This is a genomic window from Cellvibrio sp. OA-2007 (assembly GCF_000953825.1).
GTDB lineage: Bacteria > Pseudomonadota > Gammaproteobacteria > Pseudomonadales > Cellvibrionaceae > Cellvibrio.
The window spans coordinates 123,530-138,598 of the sequence record NZ_BBUL01000093.1 but is presented as its reverse complement, the minus strand read 5'-3'; the positions used below and the strand labels follow the sequence as shown (position 1 = coordinate 138,598).

The 15,069-nt window shown below is 48.9% G+C and carries 14 protein-coding genes; 5 read left to right on the top strand and 9 right to left on the bottom strand.

The features are described 5' to 3' along the window. The first annotated feature begins 204 nt into the window (after nt 1–204). Nucleotides 205–429, top strand: a complete 225-nt coding sequence (locus tag AWU77_RS14305; protein WP_062064666.1) for an addiction module protein — start codon at nt 205–207, stop codon at nt 427–429. A gap of 63 nt (nt 430–492) precedes the next feature. Here AWU77_RS14305 and AWU77_RS20520 read toward each other — a convergent pair whose 3' ends face one another. Further along, nucleotides 493–660 (bottom strand): hypothetical protein, encoded by a 168-nt coding sequence (locus AWU77_RS20520; protein ID WP_193747540.1) that lies wholly within the window; start codon nt 658–660, stop codon nt 493–495. Nucleotides 661–805: 145 nt separating this feature from the next. Here AWU77_RS20520 and AWU77_RS14300 point away from each other — a divergent pair, with 145 nt between their 5' ends. Then, entirely contained in the window at nt 806–1,195 is a 390-nt protein-coding gene (locus tag AWU77_RS14300; RefSeq protein ID WP_062064664.1) for an HPF/RaiA family ribosome-associated protein, read from the top strand. Between the two features lie 167 nt (nt 1,196–1,362). Here the strand turns inward: AWU77_RS14300 and AWU77_RS14295 are convergent, their stop codons facing one another. The 5 genes from AWU77_RS14295 to AWU77_RS14275 all read right to left on the bottom strand — a co-directional run bounded on the left by AWU77_RS14295 (nt 1,363) and on the right by AWU77_RS14275 (nt 6,681). Then, nucleotides 1,363–2,007: a hypothetical protein gene (locus tag AWU77_RS14295; RefSeq protein ID WP_062064662.1), complete on the bottom strand. Its 645-nt coding sequence runs from the start codon at nt 2,005–2,007 to the stop codon at nt 1,363–1,365. A gap of 39 nt (nt 2,008–2,046) precedes the next feature. Beyond that, nucleotides 2,047–2,484 carry a hypothetical protein gene (locus AWU77_RS14290; RefSeq protein ID WP_062064660.1) on the bottom strand — a complete coding sequence of 146 codons (438 nt, stop codon included), beginning with the start codon at nt 2,482–2,484 and terminating at the stop codon, nt 2,047–2,049. A gap of 312 nt (nt 2,485–2,796) precedes the next feature. Further along, nucleotides 2,797–3,264 (bottom strand): GyrI-like domain-containing protein, encoded by a 468-nt coding sequence (locus tag AWU77_RS14285; protein WP_062064658.1) that lies wholly within the window; start codon nt 3,262–3,264, stop codon nt 2,797–2,799. 124 nt (nt 3,265–3,388) lie between these two features. After that, the gene (locus tag AWU77_RS14280) at nt 3,389–4,399 is read right to left on the bottom strand and encodes a Fic family protein (RefSeq protein WP_062064656.1); all 1,011 of its coding nucleotides are present in this window, start codon (nt 4,397–4,399) and stop codon (nt 3,389–3,391) included. 194 nt (nt 4,400–4,593) lie between these two features. Next, nucleotides 4,594–6,681, bottom strand: coding sequence for a carbohydrate-binding protein (locus AWU77_RS14275; RefSeq protein ID WP_062064654.1), 2,088 nt, complete (start codon nt 6,679–6,681; stop codon nt 4,594–4,596). 474 nt (nt 6,682–7,155) lie between these two features. On the opposite strand from AWU77_RS14275, the gene AWU77_RS14270 reads away from it, so the two are divergent. Further along, nucleotides 7,156–8,358: an AraC family transcriptional regulator gene (locus AWU77_RS14270; RefSeq protein ID WP_062064652.1), complete on the top strand. Its 1,203-nt coding sequence runs from the start codon at nt 7,156–7,158 to the stop codon at nt 8,356–8,358. Between the two features lies 1 nt (nt 8,359). Beyond that, nucleotides 8,360–9,649: a glycosyltransferase gene (locus tag AWU77_RS14265; RefSeq protein ID WP_062064650.1), complete on the top strand. Its 1,290-nt coding sequence runs from the start codon at nt 8,360–8,362 to the stop codon at nt 9,647–9,649. A gap of 27 nt (nt 9,650–9,676) precedes the next feature. Here the strand turns inward: AWU77_RS14265 and AWU77_RS14260 are convergent, their stop codons facing one another. The 3 genes from AWU77_RS14260 to AWU77_RS14250 are packed head-to-tail and all read right to left on the bottom strand — an operon-like array spanning nt 9,677 to nt 13,448. Beyond that, entirely contained in the window at nt 9,677–10,096 is a 420-nt protein-coding gene (locus AWU77_RS14260; protein ID WP_062064648.1) for a hypothetical protein, read from the bottom strand. A 48-nt stretch (nt 10,097–10,144) separates the two neighbouring features. Then, nucleotides 10,145–12,466, bottom strand: a complete 2,322-nt coding sequence (locus AWU77_RS14255) for a serine/threonine-protein kinase (protein ID WP_062064646.1) — start codon at nt 12,464–12,466, stop codon at nt 10,145–10,147. Between the two features lie 7 nt (nt 12,467–12,473). After that, complete coding sequence (locus AWU77_RS14250; protein WP_062064644.1) at nt 12,474–13,448, bottom strand: FHA domain-containing protein; 975 nt, start codon at nt 13,446–13,448, stop codon at nt 12,474–12,476. A 194-nt stretch (nt 13,449–13,642) separates the two neighbouring features. Between AWU77_RS14250 and AWU77_RS14245 the strand changes: the two genes are divergently transcribed. Continuing rightward, nucleotides 13,643–14,860 (top strand): sigma 54-interacting transcriptional regulator, encoded by a 1,218-nt coding sequence (locus AWU77_RS14245; RefSeq protein WP_062064642.1) that lies wholly within the window; start codon nt 13,643–13,645, stop codon nt 14,858–14,860. Nucleotides 14,861–15,069: the final 209 nt, after the last annotated feature.

Here is a 15,069-nt window from a genome sequence, read left to right as displayed (position 1 = left end):
GTGCCAGCGCTGTTTTTCGATAGAAAACCCGGCTTCGCGTCCTGCTGCGTGCAACAGAACCTGAAAGCGAAAAATGGATGAGTTTGGTTGATGGAGGGAGGTGATCGGTGGGGCAGTGTTAATTCATCCTTTATGGATACCTGCGCTTGTGGTTGGATGCTTGTCTATTTATAGTGGTTTCGCTAATACATTTTCGGAGGTTTTATGAATGCACAACAATTAATCGCCGAAGCGAACGAGCTGCCGTTGGAGGATCGCGCACTGGTGGTCGATTCGCTGCTGCATAGCCTGAATGCATCCTCTACTGAACTGGATCAGCAATGGCTTGCGGTTGCACAGCGTCGTTTAGATGAAGTGCAGTCAGGCAAAGTCGCCAGCGTTTCTGCGCAAGAAGTCTTCGGCAAAATCTGGAACCGCTTCGATAAATGAAAGTGGATTTTCACCAAATATCCCACTGCGTGGGCGCCACTCAATACAACTTTTCGCTGCACCTTACTCCGCCGTTTCCCCTTCGGTTTGATTTACACAATAGACGAAAATAATCTGCTGGTTGTGGCGGTTATGAACCTTCATCGAGAGCCGGGCTACTGGCAAAACCGTACCGAATAAATCGGTACTTAACCAAGTGATACGCTCTTCAGTATTGTCTTTCCGAGTCATTTTTTGTAAATGCCTTGATTTTGTAATCTGCCGTCTCCAAGTACGTTACTGGACATTGATTCCATTTAAAGCGAGTGAGTTATTTATCGTCCGTATTTTTATGGTGTCGTTAAGCCCACTATAGGGCAATTGATCGGAGTAGCTTATGCAGATTCAAATCAACAGTGATCACAATATTCAAGCAGACGAACGCTTGGCTGAGTATGTTCGCACTACCTTGCAAAGCAAATTAAATCGCTTTGCTGACCATGTAACCCGAATTGAAGTGCATTTAAGTGATGAGAATGGCAATACCAAACATGCAGGCAAAGATAAACGCTGCATGTTGGAAGCTCGCCTAGAAGGTAAAGCACCAGTAGCGATTACCGAATTCGCAGAAACACTCGGCCAAGCGGTAAGCGGCGCTGCCGAAAAAATGCAGCGCAAGTTAAGCTCGGAGCTTGGTAAAATGCGCGATAAAAATACCCGCGCTGAAAGCCCCGATTTTGCCAAGCTTGAAGAACCCGATTTTATCGAACCTGGCGAAATAGTTTAATACCTACCCGTATCATCTCTCTGTAGCGCAGCAGCACAGCGCGTGCTGCGCAATCAAACAAAAGCTTCCAGCTTTTTTGCTGGGGTCATAAATCTTGGTCACTTTATAAGTGGTAAATATGCCCGTAACTTATTAGATTTCATGCGGGCGGTATGCTAGTTACTGCATTAATAGTTCTCTATTACGTTCGAGTTTAATACCCCCAAAAAATCTGCGAAATTTTTTCTTAATGCGGTGTCAATGGCAAACTTGATTCTAGATGATGGATCTTTTGCGTTAACAGGTGTTCCAAGATCTGGAAATCCAAATTCTATATCTTCCTGTCTTGAAGAGCGATAAGTATTTGTCGTAACTATATGTTTGTTGTAATCGGTATGGCCTGTTAAGGCATGGTTTATCCCTTCAAGTAAGGGAGCTAATTTGCTGGATTTAACGATAGCTCTACTTTCAATGTTTTTTGTTAGCACGGTGGTATCAGTTAGCGTGCTGATAACTTCGTATTGAATCGTTAAACTTACTTCGTTTGTGAACACTCCACTTATATCCCCATTTGTTAGCTTAACATTTACTTTAAATTTGTCGCTTTCTGTTATGTAATTATTTCCAGAAAGGCTTTTAGTGAATGCTTCTTTTAAGTCATTTGAAGGAATTTTTCTAAAAGACGATGTTACTTCTCCTATTCTGATTGATTCATAAAAGATATTGCTTGGAGTAATTGATCCGGCTCGTAGATGATTGTATTTAATAGAGTTAGCCTGGCAGCCAGATAATAAAATTAGCAAAAAAATAATAGATGTGTGATATAGTTTCATTGGGTTATCCTCAATTTTTCTGGACGTTTTTTAGTTATTTTATAGCACGTCATAAACGATGCTAATCATTACTGTGCTGTTTGGAACAGGCTTTGTGCACTCTTTATCTTCGCAGAGCGACAGCGTAATTGATCCTTGATAGGTTCCCTTTTTTAAGTCTGTAAAAAATGGTTGTGCTGCATATATCGTGAGTGTTGAATCAGCATCCATGTGAATAATTGGAAGATACATTCTTTCAATCAGTTCGGGATTATTATTTTTTGCGAATATATATATGTTTCCATTTAGGTTCTCAACTTTAAATCCAATCTCTTCTTTATATATATTAGCGGTTCCTCCCTCTTCTGCTTGAATGTACAGAATGCTCTTTTCAAGTTTGATGGTCGGGTTTTTGCTCGGTTTCTTTTCTTCTGTTCCTGCTCCTCCACAGGAAGCTAAAAACATAGAAACTACGAGAATTAAAAATTTATTTTTCATAAGGGTCCTTTTGGGATTGGTAATGCGCTTGTTGGCGCTTTTGTTGGTTTTTTACTATGATTTGGCTTGCAGTTTTGCAGAAATGCCGCAATGGAATACCAGCAGATGAAGCGAAACTAAATCTGACGGGTACGAATCTGAGGTGAGCGGGGAAGTAGGTAAAGAAGTAGTGCTTTATATCCATAATTCCATAGCAGCCGAGCGTGTATCCAAAATCCGTAACACCTTTCCTTGGGGCTGTAACTGCTTGGTCATTCCTGTGACGGAAACCGCATAGTCTATGCGGTTTTGTGTGGGGGATGATATTACACCTTATTTCAGCGGGAAATAGATATCGGTAAGCAGTTCGCATTCATCCACTTGGTGAATAAAGTTGATGTAGTGAAAAAAGCAGGGGTAATCGCGCATTTCTTCGCCGCTGGTGGGGAGCCATTCGCGGTAGAAGGCGTAGATGCTGGTGTCGACATTATTGAGGCTGCCTTTGTGGCGAATCACCGCGCATTTGCCGCCGGGAATTTCTCCGGTTTTTACACCGTACTCATTCGCGGGAACATCGCTATCAATACTGCCGCAAACATACCAGCGAAATTCTTCTGGCGCTGTGGTTTTTGGGTCGCTGTAGGGAATGCCGAAAGTTTTGCTGGTTTTTACGGGGGATAGCCCGGTGGCTTTGCGCCATGCAATAAATTTTCCTGCTGTCGCCAGGACTGTTTCAGGTGAGCCTAGATGTTCCAGCAGCGCGACTTTTGTGGTTTCAAATTGAATAACATTGACGTTCATCGGGATGTCTCCATAAGGCTTTGGCTAAAATTCAAACCGCAAATGCCATTCTGGCCAATTGGGTTTCGCCCTGAATTCAGACGGCTATTGATCAAAGGTGCGTTTGAAGGCGCGCGCAAATGTTTCAGGGTAAAACCTTCCATTTACCGTCTTTTTTAGATCCTTCGTATGCCAATCGATTTTGGTTTTTCAGCTTGCTTACTGCGCGTTCAACGGCACGCAGTGATCGTCCAATCGTGGCAGCCACTTCAGACAGGCTTAGCTCTGGACGCAAACGGAGTAACTCAAGAATCTGGGTTTCGGTGGTTATCCGAACTTTTACCGGCGTTATTACCGGCGCTTCTACCGGCGTTTTTGTCGGTGCCGTGGTGTTTTGCAAGGCGATAGCTTCATGCAGGGATTCCTGGATGGATTGCAGCAAAAACTCAATGAATACAGAACAGTCAGCCTGTTTATCGGCTTCACCGAGTAATCGGTAGTAATCCTGTTGGCGGTTTTTAATCACCGTCTCTACCGGCAAGTAAGCCAGTAGCGGTTGCCAGCTGCTGAGAATCAACGTTTGCCAGAGTCGCCCCATGCGCCCGTTGCCATCAGAAAAAGGGTGGATAAATTCAAACTCATAATGAAATGCAGTAGACGCAATTAACGGATGCGCCTCGGTCGCGCTCAGCCAATCAAACAAGTTCTCCATGAGTCGCGCCACTTGGCTCGGCGGCGGTGCCATATGCACTAGTTGTTGCCCTTGGTAAATCCCTGAACCGCCAGAGCGAAAGTGCCCAGCATCGTCTACTAATCCGTGCATCAATAAACGGTGCGCACTCAACAAATCATCTAGTCGCTGTGGTTGCCAATGCTCTAGTTTTTCGTAAGCCGCAAATGCATTGCGCACTTCCTGTATTTCGCGCGGCAAACCCAATACAGTTTTTCCCTCTAATACGGCTGTCACTTGCTCAAGGCTTAGCGTGTTCTGCTCAACCGCCAACGAAGCCTGAATAGTTTTAATCCTATTGCCACGCCGCAACTCCGGCACCAACGCACCCTGATTCACGGCTTTCCATGCGCCGATCAATTCAGAAATTTCCGCCACACGCTTTGTCATGTTGTGGGTTAGGTGGAAGGGTGGTTGGTAAGTCATTGTGGGCTCTTGTTTGGCATTATTGCTCATCAGTTTGTTAGGTCTCAGGCAATTGTGCAACGGCAAGTTACGCAATTAGTACTGCGCATGAAAACAAAAAAGCCGATGCATTTCTGCATCGGCAAGGGAGGGCTCCATTACAAACCGGAGGTTGGTAATGAGGCTATGGAGAGCTCGTTGATACTGGGTGGAATTTATTGTTTGGTCAGTTGCCACCAGTTGATATTCCAGCCGCCTTTGCGCACAAAAATCGCTAGGTCTTGCTGGCCTGCTTGTAAGTTCACGGTGATGTTCACCGTCTGCCAGTTTTGCCAGCCACCTGTATTGGGTACAGTCACTACACCTAAATCCGAACCGTTGCGGCTGAGCACTAAAGTGCCGCCAGAGTAGGGCGATGCCACGCGCACTTGCAGGGTGTAATTACCGCCGGTGGGGATGTTGATGGGGTAGCTCATCCAGTCGTTGTCATCGGTGCTGCCTGCGTTAAAACCGCCGCCGGAATCGGTCGTGGTTTCCATGCGGATGCCGCTGTGATCCTTAAACATTTCGGCTTCGATGCGTGTGCCCACTTCGGCTTTCCAGTTCATCCAGGTGGCGATGCTTTCATTGCGCACTAAGGGCTGGGTGCTGAACTGTTTAAACCAGTTTTCGATTTGCGCCGCGCTCGCATTGCTCACATTTATCCCGTTCATGCCGCCGCCATTGCTGGAGTTGGTGACCATGCCCCAGTTCCAACCGCTGGTATCGCCATTGGAGCCGGTTGATGAGGTGGTTTTCCATGCCCAGTTGGTCGCTGCCCAACCGTAGCTGTTATAGATGTCGTAGGTTTTGCGGGTCATCTGGCCGCCGTAGCTGCCGAGCAGTGTCCAGGGTTGGAATTCGCCGACCAAGAAAGGTGTTTGCAATCCGATGATTTTGTTGCGCCAATCACAGCTTTCGCCCAGGCCGTTCTGGTTGCAGTGTAGCCAGTTCGCATGCACGTTGGCTTGGTAGGTGGGCTCTTCGGAGGCACTATTCCAGCCCCACAGGCCAGGGTAGAAGTGCATCCAGGTAGAGACGTTAGTGCGGCCGTTGTTCGGGTTGCCGTAAGCGTCGATACCGGAATTGTGGCCGGGTAATAAGATGATGTGATTGGCATCTTTCGCGCGCACTACGTTGAACAATTCATAAGAACGATTGGCGAGAGTGGTCGCGTCTGTGCCCCAAGGCTCGTTCAACAAATCATAAGCGGCGACAGCGCTGCGGCCGTTGTAGCGCTGGGCGATCATATCCCACAGCCATTTAGTGCGATCCCAGTAGTTAGCGTTGGTCCAGAGTTGCGCTGCGCCTATACAGCCGTCGTGCTGCTCGGATACTGCCGCTTGGCCGCCGACGGCGCCGTGCAAATCGAGAATGGTGTACATGCCGCGTTTTTCGGCTTCATCAATCGCCCAATCCAAATACTGCCAGGCATCGGGGCGCAGATTGTAAGGGTTGTATTCGTCTTCAATCAGGCTGTAAAGGAAGGGGATACGCACCACGTTCATGCCCATCGCCTTCATCATGTCGAAGTCGCGCGCAGTGATAAAGTTGCTGCGGAACACTTTCATCAAGCGTTCTTTTTCGCCATTGCCGAAGCGTTGGGCGAGGGTGGATTCGAGCGTGCATTGGTCGTTTATGCCGCCGTTGTTGGTGGACATAAGCCCGCCCATCATCCAAAACTCCTGGATCAGCCAGTTGCCCAGATTGGTGCCGCGCAAGTCCACGCGCTGATTGGTATTGGCGTTTACCCAGAGGTGGCCGTTTTGTTTGATGGCGGGCAGTGGCGTCCAGCTTTGGGTTTGCACCGGGACGATTCTGAACCAGTTGAGGTTGAATCCGCCGGCATTTACCTTGATGCCAAAACGATGCACGCCCGCGCTCAAGGTCACGCGCTGTTTGATGGTGGTCCAGTTTTGCCAACCGCCAGTGCCCGGTATGGCGATGCTGCCGTAAGCGGGAGTTCCGCCGGCCTCTTCAAAGGTGATATTACCGCCGCCGCTGGGGCTGGCGATGCGATACTCAATATCGTAAGCGCCGCCGGTGGCGATGTTGACGGGATTGTTGCTGTAGGCCATCCAGTCGTTGGCATCGATCCAACCGACATTCTGGCCGCCGCCGGTATCGCTGGTATTTTCCAGCTGCACACCGTTCATATGACTGTAGGCTTCCGCCTGTAGGGTGGCGGGCGGATTAACCTGGCTCGCGCTGTAGTGACTGAATAATGCGCTGCTGAGGCAGAGCGCAATTGCTGATTTGTTCATTGTTGAGTACCTGTAAAGTTATTGTTATTTGCCACAGAGTACGAAAGCCTGATTCCGCGTTACGGCATTCCCTGTTGTTATGCGCTGTGTTGGTGTGCGCTGGATTTCGTGACAGCGAGAATAAGCCGGTGCATTAAAGGCTGTCGTTCGAGAGTAAAAGTGGTACTTAAAAAAGATGAATGCGAACGGGTTCGAGTGCGGGAAAGATGGTCGTACGCTGGTTCACGTGCCAGCACGATGGCTTCCGGTATTGACTCCAGGACACGCCGTTAATACATCCCTGTAGGCTCGACTGCGACATCCATGTCGCAGACGGTCCCGGAGCCAACACCGGAATCCATCTGAGCAAGGGTGCCTGCGGGAAGAGAAAAACCAATAGCCCACGCTGTTCATCTTCTATAGTATCCGGCGTGAAACAAATGGCTGTGGCAGATGATTGCAGCCGTAAAAAATAAGAAGTGTTGGGGAGAAACCATGAACCAGGTAGTTTTCAACTTCCACGATGTCATCCTGTTGATGACCGCAATGCTCTGTTGCTGCTTTGCGCTTTTACTCATCGCCACCAATCCGCCTAAAAACATCAGCAACTACTTTCTCGCCGCCTTTTTAGTGGCGCACGCACTGATTCCTCTGCACGAACTCATCCTCTGGGGGGCGGAATTTAAACTGCAGGTGCGCGCGCATTGGCCGCAGGTCTATTTTGTCGGCGCCTTCGCCTATTATCTGGATGCTGTGTTGCTCTACTTTTATGTGAAGTCACTGGTGTTCCGCGATTTTCACCTTCGCCCCAAAGATTATCTGCACCTAATTCCCTTCGCCTTGTTTGCGCTATTTATGGTGTTTGCCTTCTATCGCTTCCCCGGCGCACTGCGGCAGGAGTGGATAAATACCGAAACGTTTGTCTACAGCCCCGGCTACATAGGTATGGATGTGCTGATCAAATGCCTGCGGGTGGGTTACTGTGTAGCGGGCTTTCTGTTGATTTATAAATACAAAGACATACTCAAAAATACCCACTCCAATATCGAAAAGGTCGATATTCTCTGGCTCAAAATTCTAGTGGTAGGTTTTACCCTCGTTACCAGCATGGAGGCCTTTCTCGCCCTCGCCAAAATAGCGGGTCTATTTGTGCAATACGATTTTCTGCATCCCGATCCTGACGGCAACCCCATCGAGTACATAGGTTTGAGCGGTTATTACGCGCTGTTTGTATTGGTGTGTACTCTGGTCTTTACCAGCATGCGCTATTTCAGCAATTTTGAAGCGGTAAAACAAAAAGACACCAAAGAACCCGCCAAGAAAAACACCCAGGAAAAACTGCTCAACCCGGAATATGCCGCAAAAATAGATGGCTTGATGCGCGCGCAACAAACCTATCTCAACCCGGAATTAACATTGGATATGCTCGCCGATACCCTTGCGATTCCGGCAAAAGATTTGTCGATGATTATCAACCGCCACTTCAATTTAAATTTCTACGAATTTGTTAATGGTTATCGTATTGAGGAGGCACAAAAGCGCCTAATCGATCCAGCCAACAAAGACAAAACCATTACCGATATCTATCTGGAAGTCGGCTTTAACAGCAAATCGGTATTCAATACATTTTTTAAAAAACTGGTAGGCAAAACGCCGTCGGAGTATCGCCAGCAGCCAGCGGCTGTGGCCGGAAACTAATATGCAACAGTTTGTGATTTATGCGCTGGGAACCGGTGGCGATATTGACCCAATGGTCGCGATGGGAATTGAATTGCTTCGGCGAGGTTACCAAGTCAGCTTTTTATCCAACGATTATTTTCAACCCAGAATTGTTGCAGCGGGGCTGGAATTCATTTCAGTCGGCACCATTGAGCAATACCATAAAGGTAATAGCGTTACGGCTTGGGAGCCAAGGAATCACGCGGACAACTTTGCGCACTATCACGCTCCCGCGTTTGAGCCTGCTTTCAATTATGTAAAAAGTCTGGCCGGTACAAATACACTGGTGCTTGCCTTGGGTGAAGAAAACGGCGCGCGGGTAGCGGCGGAAAAATTCAGCCTTCCTTTTATAAAAATGCTGTTATCACCCAACATTGTATTTTCAGCCTACAGCCCGCCAGCGCCAATGAAGTGGGCAATTCCCGCCAGTATTCCGCGTTTTATTGTGCGCTTTTTATTGCGCCGCAACCGCAAAACCCGCTTCAAGGTGTTTTGTAAAATGGAGCATAACGCCGCCTACCTTGCTACCCGTGAACGTTTGCAGTGCCCTTTAGTGTTTCAAACGGAATCTGCGGCAATACTGCAAATTGGTTTTTTCCCGGAATGGTTTGGCATGCCCGCAAAAGACTGGCCCAAGAATTTAAAACTGGTGGGGTTTCCATTGCAGAATCGCGCCAGTATGAATAGCCGCTCTGAATTAGATGCTTTTATTGAACAACAGGGTGCGCCACTGATTTTTACCTCGGGCACCGGCGTGAAAGATGTGGAGTCGCTGTTTGCCGTAGGGCGAAAAATTTGCGAGCAATTACAAGTGCCCGGCGTATTTGTTGGTGGGGCGAGCGGCGCAGAACTCTTGCAAGGTTCTGCGCTCTGCTTGCATCTGGATTACATCGATTTTGAATACGCTTTGGCAAAATCCCTGGCGATTATCCATCACGGCGGTATGGGCACCACGGCGCAAGCGATTAAAGCGGGAATTCCACAACTGATTCGCCCCATCAAATACGACCAACCGGATAATGCTGATCGCATTTATAAATTAGGCTTGGGTACTTATGTAATGCCAGAGAAATTTAAAGCAGAGCAGGTCGCTCCGATGATTGGCAATATGTTGCAGAAAGCGAAAAGCTCTAGAGCACTGCTGCACTATTCTGCAGATGTTAGAAACAGTAGTGCGATTGTGGATGCGTGTGATTTGGTTGAGCAGGTAGGTAGAGGTTTGAGCGTGGAATCAAAGAGTGTGGCTGGGAGAGTCGCGGTGCACTCCTGAATAAGCGAGTGCATGCGAGCTTGGCAATTAGCCAGTAGTTACCTCAGGGTCAAGGTAATAGGCGGCTTTTTTACCCTTGTATGTATAAAGCCCCAATAGATGAAAGATCCAAGAGCCCTTACGTTCGTGAGCAACTTCCAGCGGTTTCCCGAATAAATCCTCAGCAATAAAGTCAATGCTTGCTCTGTCATAAGGGGGGGCAAAGGGGCTTGGGCCGATTGAGCCGTTGACAGGATAAGATGTATATAACGCACTGTTAATCTCACTGCACTTGGTGTTGTTTGCTACAACAAATGTAATCGTGTCGCCTGGGGAGAATTCCTCTGGCATTTGATTGGTTGGTAGGGGTTCTTTTGTTGTTAAATTGGTTACTTGAAAATCGGTATCAGTGACTATATTTTTTTTCGGTTTTTTATTGAACAACAAAGCAAAGCTATAATCTGCCATCTCTTACTCCTTCTTACATGGTTAGGCTTTTCTTGAATATTACGATAATTAAAAAACACCGCTAGATCGGCGCAGGTCAAGCAGATCTGGCTCTGCTTGAATAAGCTTCACAGGAAAGCCAAGTTCAACTGCTTTGATGAGTGACGCAAGAGCAGCATCACGTTCACCTAACAGCTCATATGCTAAGCCAGCCCGAAAATGAACATAGGCATTTTTTGGTGAAAGTGCAATTACACGTTCTAACATTGATTCTGCTTGTGTGCGATCATTCAGCCGAGCAAGGTAGAGTGCCATACGTGAAATCATTGTCACATCATCAGGGCTTCTCGATAGTATGGGTACTAATAAATCGTGTGCTTTGCGGTAGGCTTTTTGCGCTTCAGCTCCTCGTCCGGGAATCCAGAGCAGAACATCTGCCAAATTAGCCCAAGCCAAATAGTTGCCGGGATTACCTGTGCTGGGTGATACAGCCGCCTCAAATGCGGAGGCGGCCTCCAAGTAATTTCCTCGTATAAACAAGGCGTTACCTAAATTTCCATAGAGTGCGGCACTGGATCTTATTTGCAAACCTTGCTGCAAAATTTGCATGGCTTCATCAGCGCGGTTTTGGCGCTCTAACGCAATATGGAGGCCCGCATAGGCGGTAACGGCATCGGGATGCATATGAATACTTCGTCGGAAAACCTCTTCTGCTTTTGTGTAATTGATAGTATCAATGTAGACATTACCTAATTCGTCCGCAAGAAATCGCTCTTGCGGGAATTGTTCCAAGCCTTGTTGTGCAAATTGAATCGCCTCGTCATAGCGATGTGCCGAACGTAGTGCAGAAACCTTGCCTCGCCATGCAAAAATATTTTTCGGTTCAAGTACGAGTGCTTGTGCAAACGCGGCGAGGGCTTTGCCGTGCTCGGCTTTAATGGTAAGCAAGCGCCCCAGTGCGACATGCACCAGTGCAAGTTGGGCATTTAATTGAAGCGCTTGTTGCGCACTTGCATCGGCTTTTTGCATCCAGATTGGATCTTCACTATCGCCGCTGTAGCGATAGCTGTATACCAACGATAGGCCCGCAACCGCCGCTGCGTTGTTAGGGGTGTGCAACAGAATTCTGTTAAAACTTTTTTCTGCTGCTTCCAGGCTACCCGGTCTGTCAAACAACTTGAGAGCCTCAATTCCCTTATTAAATTCACGTGCTTGCGAATAGGGTTCTTCTGTCAGGTTTTCGGCGATGTCATTGCTGGTTTTAAATGGCTGTAATTGCCACACCGCTACCGCTGCAACAATCAACACACTGAATAACCCAAAACCCACGCTGATTTTATTGTCGGCCACGTAATTCTTAATCGACAGCCAGCGCGATTTTTTCGGCGCTGTATTAACCGCAACAAAGCGTGTTTCAAAGGTGGGGTGGTCTTGCGTTTTTACGGCGCGATTAATCCCGGTATGTTTTACATTCGATGGATTCGCCGCGCTGCCATTGGGAATCAGCGCTTGGGTTTCATCGCTGGCAAATTCGTTTTGCAGTTGTAGGTGGCTTAACGCTTCAAACTGCGCGGCGACCCAGTGGGTATTGTCCGGGCGTTTGGCGGGGTCTTTACTGAGCAGTTGACCGAGCAAGTCATTAATCTCGGCGGGCAAATTCGGATTGTGTTTACTGGGCGCAATGGGCGGATGGGAAATAATCCGCTGCATTAATTGCAATTTATTGTTGGTGTCGCCAAACGGATGGGCGCCGCACAACAGTTGATAAGCCAAAATGCCGAAGGAAAATAAATCGCTTTTAAAATCGATGGCCTCGCCCATCGCCTGCTCGGGCGACATGGAGCAATAGCTACCGGCGACGTGATCGGTCAGGGTGGCGTTGTAGTCTTGCGATTTGGCGATACCCAAATCGGTAATCTTGGCGACCTGGCGCTGGTTGATCAGAATATTTTCTGCTTTTAAATCGCGGTGGATAATACCGGCGTCATGCGCAACCGCGAGGCCTTGGGCGATTTCGGTGAGCCAGCGCATGCGCTGCGCGAAGGGAACAATATGTTCACGCAGGTGCAGCTGTAAGTTTTGACCTTCCACCAATTCCATCACCAGCGCGAGCTGGTCGGGTGCTTCGATAAAATCGTAAATCTGCACAATATTGGGGTGGTTTAATTTCGCCAGCAGCAGCGCTTCGCGTTTAAATCGCTCGACGTAGTGGTGTTCAAATAATTCGGTGCGCAAACATTTAATCGCCACTTGGCGATCCAGCCGCGTGTCGCGCGCGCGATACACCAAACCCATGCCGCCGCGCCCAATACAATCGTGCAGCTCGTAGTGCCCGAGCTGAATCAGTTCAGCCGGCGCTGCGTTGGTTGATGGGGGGAGGGAATTATTCATTTAGCATTCAACGGCTTTTAGGTGGTGAGACAAGGGTGAGTTTGTTGCCACGGTAGATTTTGAATTTTTCGCAGCCAAAACGAATTTTACCGCCGCGCCGCTCCAGTAGGCACTGCTGACCTTCGGCATCGGGCAGGCTGTCGGCGAGTTGTTTGCGTGCGCGGAAAATCTGGATATTCATATGGGTGCCATCTACGCCTAATTCAGCGGCGAGTTGGTCGGCATAAACCCAGCCCTGGCTTTTGCTATCCAAGCCGCGCTCGGCATCTTCCGCGCGGTGGCGGGCGAGTTGCAGTAACAAATAGTGGTGAGTGCGCGCTGCCAAATCCAGCGTCTGCTGGTGGTGCAATTCGAGCTGGGTGGTTTCTTCATCCAAGCTCATATTAAAAATAAATTCGTAATCATTGATGTGGCGGGAGGATTTTGCCTCGGTCGGGCCGTAAATCTGTGCGCGCACAAATTGCCAGTGGCTATCGTTGAATTGCACCAGGTCGCCATCGTTGAGTTCGGGCTGCTCGTGTTCGCTCTGCTGGTGCAGTGCCTCGCAGTGCCACTGCTGGGCGCGCTCGTTGTAAAACAGGGCAAGCTCCGGCTGTTCGGCGTCGGGCAGCAGGTGGTAGCGCGAGAGATAAATCGGTTCAACGTCTGCGGGGCTGCTATCCAGCGGCCAGAGCATATCGGCGGGCGGTGCCAGATTGATCACCTTAAAACCCGGGTCGGTCTGCTCGGCGAAATGAATTTCATCCTGCAAGCTCAAGTTGCGGGTATCGCCCTGATTGAGGTTGTCGCCATTGACCCAAGTGCCGTTGAGACCGAGATTTTTCAGGCGCCAATGGCTGCCGGTCCATTCAATCGCCGCGTGTAGTTTTGATACGTAGGGTTTGTTGATGTGTGTATCCACGCTTGCGGCGAGTCTGCCAAACGTGTGATGGGGTGCGAGGGGAAAGTAGTTCTCTGCAGCGACATCCAGCAAATAAGCCATAGTTTTTCCGCGTAAAAGTAAGCGTCTCCAGCGAGCGACGGTGCCAATTCTTTAGCTCCTTTGTTGAATGCTACCCGTGCGCCGCAAATCTGTGTAATAGCCTGTAATAGGCAAATTCTTATAAGGGCTATAGATTGCCACAAGATGCCCAAGTTTTCCCATCTATTGTCTGCATGAATCAAGAGACTGTCGCCATGATTGCCCTCTTTCAAGCTACCAAGAGCCACAAACCGGTTGCCCGCGCTATTCATAGATTCAATCAGTCCGCTACTGCCAAGTGGGTACCGGTCAATAAAAGTTTTATCACGCTCAATAAAATTATCCTGCGCGCTGCGGCTGAGCGCTTGGGGCTTGCCTATATGGCGATCACTTTGCGCTGCGTCACGCATCAGGGCTATCGCCATTTATTGCTGGTGAATGATGTGCAGGATTTGCAGCTGGCCGCCGCCGGGCGAGTGGAAGAGTTTTTTATCTCCACCCAAGAGGTGAACCATTCGCCCTTTGAGGATTTTGTGGCCGAGACAGCATTTAGTTTGTCGCTCAATTTCAAACAACCCCAAGGCCAGCCGCAGCGGTTGGGGTATTTGGTTGCACAGGTTGCGTCGGGCGTCGCTACGTCGGGTGCAGATGCTAAATCCGAGTGGCTGGCGAAAGAGCTGGCGCTGGTGGCGGATGAAATTATTCGCACTATTGGCCGCTACCAAACCCGCTATCGCGCGATCCATATTTATGGCGACCAGAGTTACTGGATCGGCAATAGCAAAGCATTGCGTCAATTGGATCAACGGATTGATCAATTGGCCAAAGGGAGTAAGCCGGTATTGATCCGCGCCGATAAAGGTTGCGGCAAAGTGATTGCGGCGCGCAGCCTGCATTGTTTATCGCGCGCCGATACCGCTCCCTTTATCGAATCTGACTGCAAGGAATGGGAGGAGGGCGCAGCGGCAAGCATTCTGCAATCGCTGCACACCTATGCCAATAGTGGCACCTTATTTCTGCGCAACATTGATGCATTGTCCACTGTGGGTTTTCAATCACTGCGTAATTTTTGGCTCAAGGCTGCCAATACAAAATTCGATGGCGCTTACAGCGTGCGTTTGATTATGAGCCTGAGCCGTGTGAATGCATTGCTTGCACCCATGCAGGCTCAATGGTTGGCGCAGTATGCGCAGGAGCTAGCGCTGCCCACACTGCGCGAACGTCATGGCGATTTACGCGATCTAGCGCAGTTTTATATCCGCGAATTTGCGCTTACCGCAGAGTTCGATTTAACCGAAGACGCCTGGCAGTTGCTGGAGGTGAGCGATACGTTGATCGATGTTGAGCAATTAAAAACGGCGATTCAAAAGCTCGCCCTGATTGCCAATGGCGCGCTGGTATCAGCGGAGGAGTTGCGCGCGGTATTGGATTAATTCTGCTGTTTGTTTTCCTCAATTTAATTTTCATCTCTCCGGCTCCTTAATATATAGGGAGCCGTCATCCCCGACGGCAAGAATCCATTTATATGGGAGTCGTCATCCTCGCGCAGCGGGGATCCATAGGTCTTGCTTGTAAATCAAAAGTTGGATTAGCTTCGCTGGTCTGTCGGCTCCCGCAGGCGGGAATGACGATGGAAAAGTAA

What these genes read in the sequence shown, in the direction of transcription:
- AWU77_RS14305 (WP_062064666.1), top strand. Translation starts at nt 205, where the DNA reads ATGAATGCACAACAATTAATCGCCGAAGCGAACGAGCTGCCGTTGGAG.
- AWU77_RS20520 (WP_193747540.1), bottom strand. Translation starts at nt 660, where the DNA reads ATGACTCGGAAAGACAATACTGAAGAGCGTATCACTTGGTTAAGTACC.
- AWU77_RS14300 (WP_062064664.1), top strand. Translation starts at nt 806, where the DNA reads ATGCAGATTCAAATCAACAGTGATCACAATATTCAAGCAGACGAACGC.
- AWU77_RS14295 (WP_062064662.1), bottom strand. Translation starts at nt 2,007, where the DNA reads ATGAAACTATATCACACATCTATTATTTTTTTGCTAATTTTATTATCT.
- AWU77_RS14290 (WP_062064660.1), bottom strand. Translation starts at nt 2,484, where the DNA reads ATGAAAAATAAATTTTTAATTCTCGTAGTTTCTATGTTTTTAGCTTCC.
- AWU77_RS14285 (WP_062064658.1), bottom strand. Translation starts at nt 3,264, where the DNA reads ATGAACGTCAATGTTATTCAATTTGAAACCACAAAAGTCGCGCTGCTG.
- AWU77_RS14280 (WP_062064656.1), bottom strand. Translation starts at nt 4,399, where the DNA reads ATGACTTACCAACCACCCTTCCACCTAACCCACAACATGACAAAGCGT.
- AWU77_RS14275 (WP_062064654.1), bottom strand. Translation starts at nt 6,681, where the DNA reads ATGAACAAATCAGCAATTGCGCTCTGCCTCAGCAGCGCATTATTCAGT.
- AWU77_RS14270 (WP_062064652.1), top strand. Translation starts at nt 7,156, where the DNA reads ATGAACCAGGTAGTTTTCAACTTCCACGATGTCATCCTGTTGATGACC.
- AWU77_RS14265 (WP_062064650.1), top strand. Translation starts at nt 8,360, where the DNA reads ATGCAACAGTTTGTGATTTATGCGCTGGGAACCGGTGGCGATATTGAC.
- AWU77_RS14260 (WP_062064648.1), bottom strand. Translation starts at nt 10,096, where the DNA reads ATGGCAGATTATAGCTTTGCTTTGTTGTTCAATAAAAAACCGAAAAAA.
- AWU77_RS14255 (WP_062064646.1), bottom strand. Translation starts at nt 12,466, where the DNA reads ATGAATAATTCCCTCCCCCCATCAACCAACGCAGCGCCGGCTGAACTG.
- AWU77_RS14250 (WP_062064644.1), bottom strand. Translation starts at nt 13,448, where the DNA reads ATGGCTTATTTGCTGGATGTCGCTGCAGAGAACTACTTTCCCCTCGCA.
- AWU77_RS14245 (WP_062064642.1), top strand. Translation starts at nt 13,643, where the DNA reads ATGATTGCCCTCTTTCAAGCTACCAAGAGCCACAAACCGGTTGCCCGC.